We start from the raw sequence: 15,959 nt of genomic DNA, 5'->3' as shown, positions 1-15,959 counted from the left end.
GAGAAAAGTGTAAAGATTTAGAACGCAATCGAATATTCGTTTAGGTTGTAACGGAGCCTGAGTTACACTGCAACTCATGCTGTTTTGCATAGTAAAACAGCCTCCGTTAGGGTGTAAAACAGCCTCCGTTGCAAGGTGAAATCGATGGGGGTATGAAAAAAGGGAGTTTTTGCTCCCTTTTTTCGTTCTAGTTGGTGTTTTCTCAGACCCCCAGTTTTTTGTCACATATTTCAACATTATTTGTACACCTTTTGTCCTATATGGAGGTAATAATGTGCAATCTTCGCTTGTTGCTTGATTTTTTTTAAGAAAAAGTGTGGCTCATTAAAACTTTTTTTGTATTTTTGCATCCGCAAATTAATATATTAATTTATCTAACTAATTTTACTAACTTTACTACAAATGAAAAGATTATCACTTATGGTGGTGAGTGCAATGATGTCGATATCATTGTTTGCACAGGAAGATGTGACTCACTACATCAGTAATGCCGGGTTCGATCAGGATCTGACATGGCAGGCTGACGGCTCCAAGAAGGAGATTATCGACACAAAGAATCTGAGTGACCGTTCTATCGCAGCTATTGCAGCCGATAGCACTGTTTATGCCACTGTAAATCCATCAACTCCAAAGAGTCGTGGCGACGGTCGTACACTGGAGGCTACCAACGGTTTTATTGGTCGTATCCAGGGTTGGCAGATTGAGACCAACCAGCCATTCCCCAAGTGCGAGTGGGTATACTTTGGCTCACTGCCCTATGCCCTCGGCGCTGCAGCCATTCCTGTGGCCGACGATGGCTCTACCTACATCACCGTTCCTGAGAAGCCCGCTGAGGCTGCAGGTGCCGACAACCTGGGCTTTGCCTATATGCGTGCCGGTTGGGGTGGTCGTGCTGTTTACAAGCAGACCGTTAAGTTGCCCTGCGCCAAGTATCGCTTGGAGTACTGGGCTGTTAACCTGAACCCCAGTGGTACCAAGGGTAAGAACCTGTCAAAGGTAACCTGCCGTAAGGACACCTGGAACGACGAGACTGGCTTCTCTGACACAGAGTGGACCAAGCACATCATTGAGTTCACACCTACAGCTGAGTTCTCAATGGAGTTCGGTTTCGAGTCAGAAGGCGGTTCTGGCAGCAACCCATTCCTTTGCTTGGATGGTATCAAGCTTTACAAGATTGGTGAGGCCGACCGTGCCGAGTTGCTCGCTGCCGACATCAACGATTTGGCTGAGGAGTGTGATGAGCTCTCAAAGACAGCTTCAGGTGCAGGCTATGTAGGTCTGGCCAGCGAACTGACCGACTACTCAATGGAAATCAGCGACATGACTTCTAGTGGCGATGCCGACGAGATGGAAGCATTCTTGGCCGAGGCTAACGCCCGTATGGTACAGATTCGTGCCGCCATCGAGGAGATGAAGAAGATTGATGCCGTTTTGGCTAAGATGGACAATCTGCTGAAGAACACCAACTATGCTGGAAAGGAAGCTTTCGACGCTGCCTACCTCAAGATTCTTGGTTACAAGCAGAACGAGCCTGCTGAAGACGTTGATGTGGTGGCTCAGCTCCTGGGCGCTGTTGCCGAGGCTAATGCCGCTATCAAGGCCTACTACCTGTCGCAGGAGGCTTCAGAGACTAATCCTGCCGACTATACCATCTTCGTTCAGCATCCTTGGTTCATCAATGAGGAGGCCGAGCCCGTATTGGTAGACGGTATCTGGGAGTTCCCCTTGCGCTATGACGCTGAGACTGGCGAGGACCGCTATGTAGAAGGTAGCGCTTCAAGTCCCGATCTGAACGCTGGCGGCTGGACCAACAACGGTATTAAGGATGGTGACCATCGCCTGAACTGGCAGCGCGGACGCAGCTGCTGGAACGCATGGTACAGCAACTTCACAGGCGTGGTGTCTGTAGGTCAGACTATCACCGATCTGCCCAACGGCTACTACACTGTTTCTGCCGACCTGATTACACAGTCTGGTTGCGCAACCGATCAGCACGTATATGCTCAGAGCACATCTGACAAGAAGATCTCTACTGCTACCCTGACTGAAGAGGGATGGGACGAGAGCGTATGGCAGAATGTTAGCATGACTGCCGACGACAAGGTACTCGTGGTTGATGGTAAGTTGACCATCGGTGCCGAGGGTACTGGTTCTGGCAACGGTTCTGCCGGCTGGTTCTGTGCCACCAATTTCAAGCTCTACTATCTGGGTGCTGCCAGCGATGCCGACGTGAAGGCTGCTGTAAAGGCTACCTACGACGCTAAGCTCGCTGAAGCTATGGAGTATGCCGATGCTATGCACCTGGCTGCCGACAAGAAGACCCTGAACGACTCTATCAACAAGTGCACTGATATTAATGGTGATCCCGCTGTTGACTATATGCTGAACAGCATCGAGGTGCTGAATGCCGCTCTTACTGAGGCTAAGAACAGTGAGGCTAAGTACGTGAGTTACTTCCCCACTCAGGAGACACTCGACGAGAATCCTGATATCGTTAAGGATAAGGTGATGTTGTGGGTGAAGGCCCTGCTCGATGGCCAGGAGGTTGACGGTCGCGAGGCCTTCGGCGTTTCTGCTCCTATCGCTCAGTTCGCTTACGACTATGTGATGGGTTGGGTGGCTTCAGCCGAGGCAACCTACACCAAGATGGATGCTACTGTTGAGCTGCTGAACAACTATGTGAACAGCTACGCTCCTGTTTATCGCAGTGCCGACGAGGTGGCTGCTGCCTCTAAGGAGACTGGTAAGAAGATCCTGCAGGATATGATGGCCAGCCATGTGGCTACCCTCACTGCTCAGATGCAGACAAAGACTGTTGTCGATGCACTGGTGAAGGAGTTGAACGCTGCTGTTGCTACTGTGAAGAAGCAGAATATCTACGAGGATGCTGATGCTTCAGACTACACCGCTTATATCTCTAACCCCAACGCTGAGGCTATCGACGGCTGGGATATCGTACTGGGTAATGGCGATGGCAACGGTCAGAAGAGCGGTCAGTGGTTCGACGGCTCTAACACCCGTTACTTCGACTCATACCACTCTCAGGATGTGAACAACGATGAGACTGGCGAGACCACTCACATTGGCTTGATTGGCTTCAAGGCCTCTCAGTTGGTGAAGGATCTGCCCAACGGTACTTATAAGGTAGGCGTGTACACACGTACACCTGCCGAGGGCGCTTACATCTTCGCTGGTGTGACTGATACCACCTTCGTTGAGATTCCTTTGAACTACTACAATGACGAGGCTACTGGCGAGCAGATTATTGCCAGCGATAAGTTCGGTCCTATCTGGGAAGAGGCTAAGACAGCTGTGGAGAACGACAACTACACCGACCTGCAGTACAGCATCTATAATGCTAACGGTGCTCAGGGCCGCGGTTGGAAGCATCAGGAGATCGAGGACGTTGTGGTGACCAACCACGAGTTGTTCATCGGTACCATGTGTGGCACTGCTGCCAGCAAGACTCCAAAGGTGTTCGACGGCAACTGGTATTCTGTGGGTGGCTGGACGCTGACCCTCGTGACCAAGGGCGACAACGCTGGATGGGAAGGTCCTGTGGCTGGTGTCGATACTGTAGAGACCGAGAAGAACGTGGCCAATGGCATCTACACCATTACTGGTGTTAAGGTGAGCAAGCTGCAGCGTGGCATGAACATCGTGGTGCGCAATGGCAAGGCTCAGAAGATTCTTGTGAAATAACGCTATCAAAAATAGCCCTGTGCTCTCTAAACGGGAGCGCAGGGCTTTACAACAAAATCATTCCAAAAACAAAAAAAATACTGGCCGTCCGAAAGGATAGCCCACCTAAAGAGAAAAAAATGAGAGCACACCTTATATATATAAGCGCACGCGCGAAGAAGATGAGCTCCACCATATATGAATTACAACCGATAACAGTATATAAAACAATTAATAACTTAAAAATGTATGAATAACCGCATTACTGATCTGGCGAAGAAAATGTGTGTAGCATTTTCAGTTGCCATGCTTTGTGGGGGATTCACGGCCTGTACGGACGATTACGATCTTGACGATGAGGGTAATTATCCTTCATGGTTGGGTGGTAGTATCTACGAGGCTTTGAAGAATCCTGGGTCCCTGCAAAAGGGAGATGAGGTCATCCTCTCAGGTACGTACAACAACTACCTGCGACTGATTGACGACCTCGGCTACGCAGAGACCTTGTCGAAAACTGGTTCAAAAACCGTGTTTGTGGCTAACGATGAGGCTTTCGAGCGCTTCTATGCCGACAACCAATGGGGTGTCAAGTCGTACGACGACCTGACCATTGCCATGAAGAAGCAGTTGCTTTATGCTTCTATGCTCGACAATGCCCTGCTGGTTGAGATGCTTTCGAACATCTCGGGCAACTCTGTTGACCCCATTGTTCAGGGCATGGCTCTTAAGCACATCACCAGTGCAAATGTCGTTGACACCATCACTCACATGGCAGGCGAGGCCGACATGCCTCTCAACAATGACTACTGGAAGAAGTACTACAACAAGGGCATCTATCTGGTGATGGACAACACTCGTCCTATGATGGTTCACTTCACCGAGGAGCAGATGACCACCAATGGCATCACAACCCGTGGCGCCGACAGTGACTTTGAGGTTGTTACTGGTACTCCTTACGATCCTGATAAGCACTCTGCTTACATCTATCGTAATAAGATTGTGAGTGCCGATATTACTTGTAAGAATGGTTATATCCACCAGATGTCGGATGTGTTGGTGCCTCCTGGCAACATGGCTCAGGTGATTCGCAACAACGGCGAGTCGTCTCTGTTCAGTCGTATGCTCGACCGCTTCAGCGCACCTTTCTATGATGGCGGAACAACTCGTAACTATAATGACTATGCTCAGGCTAATGGTCTGCCACAGATTGACAGTATCTTCCAGATGCGTTATATCAGTAACTACTCTCAGGGTGCTTCGCTGATGAAGGATCCTAACGGTGTGACGCAGGAGTATGGACTGACCTACGATCCAGGTTGGAACAACTATGATAATGGTACTGGCGAGGATCCTTACTGTGACGTGGCTGCCATGTTTGTGCCCACCGACTCGGCCTTGGCAGAGTTCTTTATCAATGGCGAGGGTAAGTTCCTGATGGAGGAGTTTGGCGTGAAAAAGGGCGGCGTTGCTTTGAACGACCGTGAGCACCTGAAGCAGAACATCGACTCTATCCCCTTGCAGAACGTGCAGCAGTTGGTCGACAACCTGATGAAGCGCTCGTTCGTGGGTACTGTTCCTTCGAAGTTCGGACAGGTGATGGACGAGGCTAACGACCCAATGGGTATCTCTTTGCAGGTGCTCGATCGCAAGAACGATCAGTATAATGTGAAGATTGCCAACAATGGTGTTATCTATATGCTGAACAAGATGTTCGCTCCTCCCTCGCTGGTGGCTGTATCGGCTCCTGTAACCCTGAAGAGCAACATGCGCATCATGAACGTGGCTGTGAACGATGGTAAGAAGTCTAAGCCTCTGGACTTGAACCTGAACTACTATGCTTATCTGTTGGCCATGAGTGCTAACTACGCATTCTTCATTCCCACCGACGATGCTTTCGAGCGTTACTATGTCGATCCTTCTTCACTGGCCGACGCTGAGCCTCGTGCCCTGAAGTTCTACTATCAGAACAAGTCGCCATTCGTTTATTGCTCTTCTTGGCAGTGTCTGAAGAATGCTGACGGACAGTGGGAGATTGGCGACTCTATCGGTCGTGTAACGGCTAGCGCCTTTAAGTCGCAGTTCCAGGATATCCTGAACTACCACACCATCGTGCTGGCTGAGGGTGAGTCTCTGGGCTCTAATGGCAACAAGTATTATAAGACCAAGCACGGCGGCGAGATTAAGTTTGAGAATGGCGTCGTGAAGAGTGGTGCTCAGATTGAGGGCAGTGTTCCCGTTTCTAGCGTGACTCAGGTATACAACCAGAAGAACGGTAAGGCCTATGCCATCGATCATGTAATCCAGGCTCCTCAGCGCTCAGTGCTGGCTGTGCTGGAAGAGGACACCGCTACCACTGCTCGTTTCTCTGAGTTCCTGGCTCTCTGTTCTGACCTTGATATGGACGAGCTGATGATGTTTGCCAGCGACCGTCTGGCCGAGAAGAATGATGTGACCAAGAAGTTCCGTTACGAGGCATATCATGCCTTTGCCAACAAGAATGGCTTGACTGATAATGTGAATTATTTCAACTCATATAACTATACGGTTTATGCTCCCGATAACGAAGCCATGCAGAAAGCTTACGCTCAGGGCCTGCCCACATGGAACGACATCAAGGCTCTCTATGAGCCTGTGAAGGAGCAGTATGAGGCCGAGAAGAGCGCTAAGGCTATCAGTCCTGAGATTCAGGCTGTGCGCGACAAGGCTCTGGCTATGGTCGAGACCATCAACGACTTTATCCGTTATCACTTCCAGGACAACTCTGTCTATGCTGATAATGTGATTGACGAAGGTATTTATGCTACTGCATGTACTGATACGCTGGGTATTCGTCAGCGTCTGACTGTTAGTGGTGCTAATGGCCGTCTTACTGTAACAGACCGTTCTGGTCAGACTGTTACTGTCGACGCTACCAGCACTTCTAAACTCGTGAATGTAATGACACGCGACTATGAGCTGAACAAGAAGTCGCATGTTATTAATAGCTCTTCGTTTGCTGTGGTTCATCAGATCAGCACTCCGCTGTATCCTTATACCGCAGCTTCTCGCCGTTATGACAACCGCTGGACTGGTGCTAATGCAAGAGCACGTCTGGCTGCATACCGCAAACAGTTTGAAAGTCGCTACTACAAACGTTATGATGGGACTATAAAATATTAAAAACAGAAAGAATTATGAAACTAAGAAATATTTTAATACTTGCATTTTTTAATATTTTCTTGTTCACATTAGGTGCACAAGCACAGCAGGTGCGTATCTCTGGTACCGTGAGCGATGCCATGGGCCCCATCATGATGTGTAACGTATCGGAAATCGATAACAACAACCGTATCGTGTCTAACACACAGACCGACTTCAACGGTAACTTCTCGATGACCATCAAGAATGCAAAGAATAAGTTGAAGATTTCGTTTGTGGGCTATCGTCAGGTTATCCTGCCTATTGGCACACGTACTAAGTTTAATGTCACCCTGAAGGATGATACTACAATTCCTGAGATTACCGTTACCAAGAAGAGAAAGTTCAGCCAAGGTGGTCTGTCTATTCCTGAGCGAGAGGTTTCTGTCGCAGCACAGACGTTCAACATGAGCGAGGTGGAAGGTCTGGCCTTCACATCGGCCGATGAGGCTCTGCAGGGACAGATTGCTGGTCTGGATATTATCTCTAACTCTGGTAACCTTGGTTCTGGTACTACCATGCGTCTGCGTGGTGTTACCTCTATCAATGGTAACTCTAACCCTCTGATCGTTGTTGACGATAATATCTTCGACAACCCTGACGAGAACTTCGACTTCCAGAACGCCAACGAGGAAACCTATGCTTCGCTGTTGTCAGTGAACCCTTCTGATATCGAGGATATCCAGGTGTTGAAGGATGCTGCCGCAACAGCTATCTGGGGTTCGCGTGGTGCTAACGGTGTTATCTCTATTCGCACAAAGCGTGGTGCGCGTGGTGATGTGAAGGTTGACTATTCTCTTCGTGTGCAGGCCAGCTGGCAGCCTAAGGGCTATAATTTGCTGAATGGTGACGACTACACCATGATGATGAAGGAGATGTATTACAACCCCACTCAGAGTGCTAACGCTACGACGAACATCAACGAGATTAACTACAACCGTTCATGGGCTGAGTTCGAGAATTGGAACAACAATACCGACTGGGTCGACGAGGTTACTCAGACGGCTTGGAGCCAGTATCACTATGTGACAATCTCTGGTGGTGGTGAGAAGGCCAACTTCCGCGTTTCTGCCGGCTATGACCATCAGAATGGTACGATTATCAAGCAGAGCCTCGACCGTTTCACTACGAAACTGGCTCTGGACTATTTCGTGAGTGACCGTATTAAGTTCAGCACCACCTTCCCGCTGACTTATACTTCTAACAACCGTAACTACGACGATAACATCCTGGGACGTGCCCAGCAGATGGCTCCTAATATGAGCGTTTATCGTCAGAATGCCGACGGTAGTGACACTGACGAGTTTTATGCTATGTTGCCTCTGGGCGCCAGCGATGCTGCCGGCTCTTCTGTTGCTGGTACTTCTTCTAACCAGTTGAAGAATATCCGTGACCTGGGCAACCCTGTTGCTATTGCTAACCTGGCTTGGCGTAAGGAGAAGACCTATCGTATCTCACCTGAGTTCAAACTCGACTATGAGTTGATGGGTAAGGACGATGAGCACACACGTCTGAAGTATACCGGTCTGGTATATCTGGATATCTTCTCAAAGAGTGAGCCTAAGTTCTGGCCTGGTTCTTTGGAGACCAAGGGATGGAACGATGGTAACTATAACCGCAACCAGGTGTACGACTACAACTCACAGGCTGTGACCACTCGCCACACCTTGACCTTTACTCCTCACTTCAAGAACGAGGACTTCTATGCTACGATGCTAGGTCGCTGGGAGATGACGATTGGTAATGATAACAACCAGACGGTGGTTAACAGAAACACACCTAATGGTATCACCTCGCCTACTGTTGACGTGAATATCGAGAGCATGAGTTCTGGTAACGGTCAGTGGCGTTCAATGTCAATGATCTACACTGGTCACTTGTCATTCAAGGAAAGATATGTGCTCGACCTCTCACTCCGTGCCGACGGTACCACTCGTTTCGGTGACGATAAGAAGTGGGGTTGGTTCCCTGGTCTTTCTGCTCGTTGGAACATCAGCGACGAGAAGTTCATGAAATGGTCTAAGAACTGGCTCAGCATGTTGTCATTCCGTCCCTCTTGGGGTATCGTGGGTCGCCCCCCTGGATCAGAGTACGTGCAGTATGCCAAGTATAACACCTCTGGTGTGTATGGTGGCGTGGGTGACACCCATAGTGTGACCTATCTGGAGGGCTTGCAGCTGAACAACCTGAAGTGGGAGCGTACTACTCAGTATAACCTCGGTGGTAACTTCGGACTGTTCAACGATCGCATCACTGGTGACTTCAACTACTATTTCAAGCGTACCAAGGACCTGTTGATGAGTGGCGTTCGTATTCCTTCAACCTCAGGTTTCTCAAGTCTGGCTTGGGCTAACGTAGGTGAGATGACCAATAAGGGTTGGGAGTTGAACATCTCGGCTAACCAGTTCCTGAAGGTTGGTAAGTTCTCTCTGTCGGCCAACTTCAACATCTCGCAGAACTTCAACGAGATTGTGGATATGGACGAGAGCGTGCTCGAGAGTATTAACACTGAGTGGGACTCAAGTAAGCGTGGTCAGTTCATGAACCGCATCCAGAAGGGTAATCCTCTGGGTTCTATCTACGGCTTGCGCTATAAGGGCGTATACCAGTACACCTATGAGTACCTGACAAACATGAAGACCAGCAACGGCTGGACTGGCAAGGAGTTTGAGGATTATATTAATAATGTGTTCCTCGCATCGGGCAAGACCGCTCCTATCGCCATCGATAAGGAGGGACATGTGATGATGGATGGCAGCGGTAATCCTATCCGTCAGGTGTACAACTTCAGCGAGGGTACTTCTACTTATAAGTTCCAGGGTGGTGACGCTATCTACGAGGATATCAACCACGATGGTCAGATCAACTCTCTTGATATTGTATATCTTGGTAACTCTAACCCTCACTTCAATGGTGGTTTCGGTTTCAACATCCAGTACGACAACTGGACACTGAAGACCAGCTTCAACTATCGTGAGGGATGCAAGGTGGTGAACAGTGCAAAGATGAACCTGGAGCAGATGTTCAATGCTAACAACCAGAGTTCTGCTGTGAACTGGCGCTGGCGTAAGAATGGTGACGTGACCATGATCCCACGTGCTATGTACAACACGGGTTATAACTTCCTGGGTAGCGACCGCTACGTGGAGGATGCCTCGTTCGTGCGTATGAGCTATATCCAGCTGTCTTACAACTTTAAGCAGAAGACTCTGAAGGCTCTTGGACTGCGTCGCCTGAACATGAGTCTCTCTGGTCAGAACCTGCTGTGCTGGAGTAAGTATAGTGGTACTGATCCTGAGCACTCTCCTGGCTCTTGGGGTATTGCCTACGATAATTCGCAGACACCAAGAAGTAAGTCGGTGACTCTGAATATCCAAGTAGGATTCTAAGACCTTGAACGTTGAACAAAGAATATTGAACATTATGATTACTAATAATATAAAGAAAATCATTGTTGGAGGTCTGACTTGCTGCGGCTTGGCTGTTGGACTTTCCAGTTGCACAGACTTTCTGACCATTTATCCCACCGACCGTATCGTTGGTGAGAACTTCTGGAAGACAAAGAGTGACGTCGACCAGATGGTGGATGGTTGTTATCAAAGTATGTTGAGTGCTGATGTTCAGACACGTGCCATCATCTGGGGTGCTTATCGTTCGGATGAGTTGGTGAAACTGTCTGATTACAACAACACAACTCTTGATAATATCAGTGCATTGAACCTGTTGCCTACAATGGACTATTGTTCATGGGAGAGCTACTATAAGGTGATTAACAACTGTAACATCGTGCTGAACCATGCACCCGATGTGATGGAACTCGACCCAGAGTTCACTCAGGGTGACTATGAGGTGGTTTGTGCCCAGATGAAGGCCCTGCGTTCGCTGTGCTATTTCTATCTGGTTAGAGCTTTCCGTGATGTGCCTTATGTGACACACTCTGTTGAGGATGATACACAGGTGGAGACTCTGCCTCAGAGTACTCCTGCTGAGGTTCTTCAGCATTGTATTGACGACTTGAAGGAGGCTCGTCAGTATATCATGAAGTCGGGTGGCTATGGCCAGAACGATTGGCGTAACTGGGGTTATATCACCACCGATGCCGTCGACGCTATCTTGGCCGACATCTATCTGTGGCGTGGCTCTATGACCAAGAATGCCTATAACGATTATGAGGAGGTTGAGAGACTGGTAGAGCAGATCGTTGATAATAAGGATGCTTACTATAAGAAGTATCATACTGATAAGGTGGGTACTGGTGATGAGGATAAGTATCATCTCTATCTCTATGGCGATGCTCTTCTGGAGGTGTTCTATCCCAGCTACAGCAATTCTCGCGAGAGTATTCTGGAATGGCAGTATAATGGTATTAACAACTCTAATACTGCGCTGGAGAACCACTATTACAAGTTGGACAAAAACGCCAGCAATGGTACGATGATGGCTTCGCAGATCTTCAATACTATTGAGGCTACTGCAAATAAGGAGCAGGCTAAGAAGGTGTTCTTCTCGAAGAACGACTATCGTTTCTGGAACAATGTCTATGATGCTGACAATGCTGAAGCTGAACAGATGGCTATCCGCAAGATGGTGTTTGGCGAAAGCTCTGCTGTTACCTTGGTACCACCTGCAACATCGGGCTTGTCAAAGAGCACTTCACGTGGCTACGATAACTTCCGTCAGAACTGGGTTGTTTATCGTATCACTGACTTGATGCTGATGGAGGCTGAGGCTTTGGTGGCTAGGTCGACAGATGCTGACGAGGAGAATCTGACAAAGGCATTCAATCTGGTACAGAAGGTGAACAAGCGTTCTATGCTGAAGACTGCTAAGGATACCTTGAATGCGAAGGACTATGTGACCAAGGATGCTATGGAGTTGCTCGTCCTGGCAGAGCGTGAACGCGAACTTTGTTTCGAGGGTAAGCGCTGGTGGGACCTGCTGCGTTATTGCTATCGTGGTATGGATGGTGTTGATATCAACAAGACCATGGCTAGTCAGACTGGAGAAAACGGTCAGCTCAAGGCTCCTACATTGCGTAAGTCTATGACCGAGTTTATCACTCGTAAGTATAAGGCTGGTGAGGGTGACGCTGTCTCTTACAAGATGGATACTGAACCTTATCTGTATTGGCCTGTCTACGAGAAGGAGATGAAGGTTAACAACCAGTTGAAGCAGAACCCTGTATGGATTCAGGAGAAATCTACGACGAAGAATTAAAAGATTAAAATTTAAGAAAGGTTACAATTATGAAACGAATTAGTATTTTTATATTTTTATTCCTTAATATTTTAATCTTCAATTCCTGTAAAGAGGATATTGACGAGTCGAACCTCTATACCTTTACTGGTGAGACCATCGAAGATTATCTGGAGAACCGCAGTGAGCAGTTCAGCAGTTTCAACTATATCCTGAAGAGAATCAACTACGACAAGATTCTGGCAGCTTATGGTACTTATACTTGCTTTGCTCCTGACAATGATGCCGTACAGGCTTATATTGACAGCCTTTACGACGATACGACAAACAAGGAGTTCCCTCACAATGGCATGACGAGCCGCAGCCTGGAAGGACTGACTGACTCTCTGTGTGAGGATATCGCTTTGTTCCACTTGTTGAACACTGAGGTGATGAGTGTCTATATGGGTAACGGTATGACTGTTAAAACCATACTGGGACGTGAGATTACTACCTCGTTCGACTCTATTGCTAAGACTGTGGCCATCAACCGCGATGCGAAGATTCAGAAGGAAGGTCTTGATGTGGACTTGGAGAATGGTGTGCTGCACGAGATTAGTCACGTGATCACACGTTCAAACCGACTGATTGCTGGTGAGATGGAATCTCATAGCGAGTATTCTATCTTCTCAAATGCTCTGAAGGCTACTGGCTTGGCTGATACACTTACTGAGACTAGCCACTCGTTTGGCGTCATCGAGAAGTCGTATGGCTTCTATGTTCCTGAGAAGTGTGAGGTTGGTTATACCTTGTTTGCAGAGACCGATGATGTGTTGAAGGAGAAGGGTATTGTGGACGTTGAGACAATGGCTCATTATGCTGATTCTGTATATGCTAACTGTCAGGAATGGTACGATTATGTTCGTAACAACAATATTCAGATTAGCCGCGGCACAGACTATAAGAATCCTTGGAATGTGTTGAGCATGTTCTTGCGTTATCACGTTCTGAAGTATAAGATTCCTTATGCTAAGTTGACAAACGACCACAACCAGATTAACAAGGTGACGCTTGTTGAGTATTATGAGACGATGTTGCCCTACACACTGGTGAAGGTTACCAAGAACAAGAATGTGTTGAGACTGAATCGCTGGGAGGCAAACTCTTCACTGACCAACCAGGTGGCAGAACTTGGTACAAAGGATATGCATACCGTGATGTTCGAGGGCGTTGAGTTGGTTGGCCTGAAGGGTCAGGTTCAGCCTGCCAACGGTTATATCCACCCCATCAAGGACGTGCTTGTCTATAACAAGGATGTGCCTCGTGGTGCTTTGAACGAGCGCATGCGTTTTGATGATACTGTGCTGTTCGGTGAGATGATGTCGAACTCGTTCCGTCGTATTGCCGACTCAGAGGTGAAGGCCATGAATGGTGGTAAGGAAGGTAGCTATCCTGCTGCTCAACTGTCAGGTAACTACATCTGTATGCCTCCGGGCTTCCTCCAGAACCTGAGAATCTACAACGGTTCTTCTACTTTGCTGTTGTATCTGCCTGGTCAGAGCAGTGGCTGGAGTAACTATCAGGGCGATGAGTTCCTTGGCGAAGGTAACTACGACTTCGCTATGCGTCTGCCGCCTGTGCCCGATGGAACATACGAATTGCGTATGGGTTATACGGCCGAGGGTAAGCGTGGTATGGTGCAGATTTATATGGGTACCTCGTCTGAACTGAGCTCGATGAAGGCTATCGATATTCCTCTTGACATGCGTATTATTCCTGCTAATAACTCTAACCTGACACCTGACGTTTATACTGGATGGTGCGACTGGAGTAAGCTGGACGACAAAGGCGTGGAGAGTGATGCTAACATGCGTAACCTTGGTTACATGCGTGGTCCGCTCTATTATACTGTGGGTGTTGGTTCTGGTAACTACGCACGCAGCAATCCTAAGGACTTGCGCCGTATTATCTACAAGGGTAAGCTGGATCAGGGTGAACACTGGTTGCGCTTCAAGACTGTGATCGACGACAACAGTGCTCAGTTCCACTTGGATTACATCGAGTTGTGCCCTGAGAATGTCTATAATAGCACTACTTACGTAGAGGATATGTACTAAATCGATAACTGATAACAGAAATAAGACGATTATGATTAGTTTCAATATAAAACATCTTGGTTGGAAGGGAATGGCTTGCAGCGCTATCATCGCTGCAGCCACTCTGACGGCCTGCTCCGATTGGGACGATCACTTTGATACCAACTCATCTGTGTTGGATTCACAGCGTTCTACCTTGTGGCAGCAAATTGACAAGGCTGATAATCTCACACAGTTTGCTTCTCTTTTGAAGAAGACTGGATATGATGAGAAACTGTCGGCTTCACAGACTTATACTGTCTGGGCACCTGTTGATAACTCTTTCGACTATGACGTGTTGTCGCAATATGGCAATGAACGCCTCCTCAGAGAGTTTGTCGAGAATCACATCGCTCGTAACAATTATCCTGCATCGGGTGTGGTGAATAAGAAGATCTATATGCTGAATGAGAAGAAGATGTCTTTTGATGGTGCATCTGACTACTCTATTCAGGGTGTGAAACTGGCTATTCCCAACCTGAGCAGTTGCAGCAACGGTACACTGCATGCTGTTGATGGTAAGGTGCCTTTCTTGTCGAGTATCTACGAGTCGTTGAATAACTACGACTATGAACTTGACTCAATCAGCGCCTTCATCAAGAGTTACGATGAGAAGAAAATTGATGAGTCTAAGAGTAAGAAGGGCCCAGTGCTCCATGGCGAACAGACTTATCTTGATACGGTGTACTATGAGCACAATGACCTCTATGATATCTATGATGCCTATATCAATGTAGAGGATAGTAGCTATACTATGGTTGCTCCTACTAATAAGGCTTGGAATAAGGCATATGCAACGGTTAGCTCGTTCTTTAAGTACGTGCCTGAGTTTGAGTTTATGGAGAGCGTTGAGAACCAGACTATCCAGAAGGTTAAACTGGATGATGCTGCTGCTATAACTGACTCTATTGCTAAGATTTACCTTGCTGGTGAGCTGTTCTACAACAACAATATCTACGACAACAAGAAACTGAAGAACCAGCAGGATGGTGCATCTTTGAAAATGGACTCTCTGATGTCAACAATCGGAGCGAAGTCTTATTCTGAGGATGCTGCCAATCTGTTTGCCCATACAACGCGTGTTGATAAGAGTAACGGCGCTATATGGGTGACGGCAGACGACAGCTTGCATGTTCGTACATGGAACTTGTGGAACCCTGAACTGCGTTTCGAAACTGAGTATTCACGATTCCTTGCTTATGTAAGCAATGGTAGTGCTGAGGCTGTTTCTGTAAACAGAAAGAACGAGGAAGTTGATGGTAAGGTGTCTAACAATAGTTACTTGGAGATTACTCCTGCCAGTAAGGCAGTGAACCCTGAGGTTAACTTCTATCTCCCTGGTGTTCGCTCAACAGAGTATAGCGCATATATTGTCTTTGTTCCTGCAAACATCAACAGTAAATACTATTCAGAGCCTCTGAAGAAGAATCATGTTGAAGTGACCTTCTATTATGCTGACGAGAAGGGAAAGACGAAGGACATTACCTTTAAGGATATTGACCCCGCAGTTGACTCACTGCAGAACGTTGAAGGCATGACTGCTAAGGTTGATACTACCTACATTGGTGATGTGACGTTCCCAACATCTTATGTGGGTATGTCTGGTTCTAATCAGACTTATGCTCCTTATGTGCGTATTAGAAGTCGCGTAGGTAGCAAGCAGACTGCTATTTACGACCGTACGATGCGTATTGACTGTATCATTCTTCGTCCGAAGAACCTTGATACTTATATCAAGGAGCATCCCGACTATAAATATGACCGAGGTCTCTAATAATAAAAAACTGAATG

At 47.7% G+C, this 15,959-nt stretch carries 6 protein-coding genes; all 6 read left to right on the top strand.

The window, feature by feature from the left end:
- Positions 1-402 precede the first annotated feature (402 nt).
- The 6 genes from M1D30_RS09635 (at position 403) to M1D30_RS09610 (ending at position 15,942) form a co-directional block, all read left to right on the top strand.
- Positions 403-3,702 (top strand): hypothetical protein, encoded by a 3,300-nt coding sequence (locus M1D30_RS09635; protein ID WP_248503437.1) that lies wholly within the window; start codon positions 403-405, stop codon positions 3,700-3,702.
- 228 nt (positions 3,703-3,930) lie between these two features.
- Positions 3,931-6,840, top strand: a complete 2,910-nt coding sequence (locus M1D30_RS09630) for a fasciclin domain-containing protein (RefSeq protein WP_248503435.1) — start codon at positions 3,931-3,933, stop codon at positions 6,838-6,840.
- 14 nt (positions 6,841-6,854) lie between these two features.
- On the top strand, positions 6,855-10,247 hold the full coding sequence (locus M1D30_RS09625) for a SusC/RagA family TonB-linked outer membrane protein (RefSeq protein ID WP_248503428.1): 3,393 nt from the start codon (positions 6,855-6,857) through the stop codon (positions 10,245-10,247).
- Positions 10,248-10,281: 34 nt separating this feature from the next.
- Positions 10,282-12,075, top strand: coding sequence for a RagB/SusD family nutrient uptake outer membrane protein (locus M1D30_RS09620; RefSeq protein ID WP_248503426.1), 1,794 nt, complete (start codon positions 10,282-10,284; stop codon positions 12,073-12,075).
- 29 nt (positions 12,076-12,104) lie between these two features.
- Positions 12,105-14,150: a fasciclin domain-containing protein gene (locus tag M1D30_RS09615; RefSeq protein WP_248503417.1), complete on the top strand. Its 2,046-nt coding sequence runs from the start codon at positions 12,105-12,107 to the stop codon at positions 14,148-14,150.
- A 31-nt stretch (positions 14,151-14,181) separates the two neighbouring features.
- Positions 14,182-15,942 (top strand): fasciclin domain-containing protein, encoded by a 1,761-nt coding sequence (locus M1D30_RS09610; RefSeq protein ID WP_248503415.1) that lies wholly within the window; start codon positions 14,182-14,184, stop codon positions 15,940-15,942.
- Positions 15,943-15,959: the final 17 nt, after the last annotated feature.

The organism is Prevotella sp. E15-22 (genome assembly GCF_023204875.1).
Lineage (GTDB): Bacteria > Bacteroidota > Bacteroidia > Bacteroidales > Bacteroidaceae > Prevotella.
Note: the sequence above shows the minus strand (reverse complement) of the source record. Positions and strands in the feature narration are given on the sequence as shown.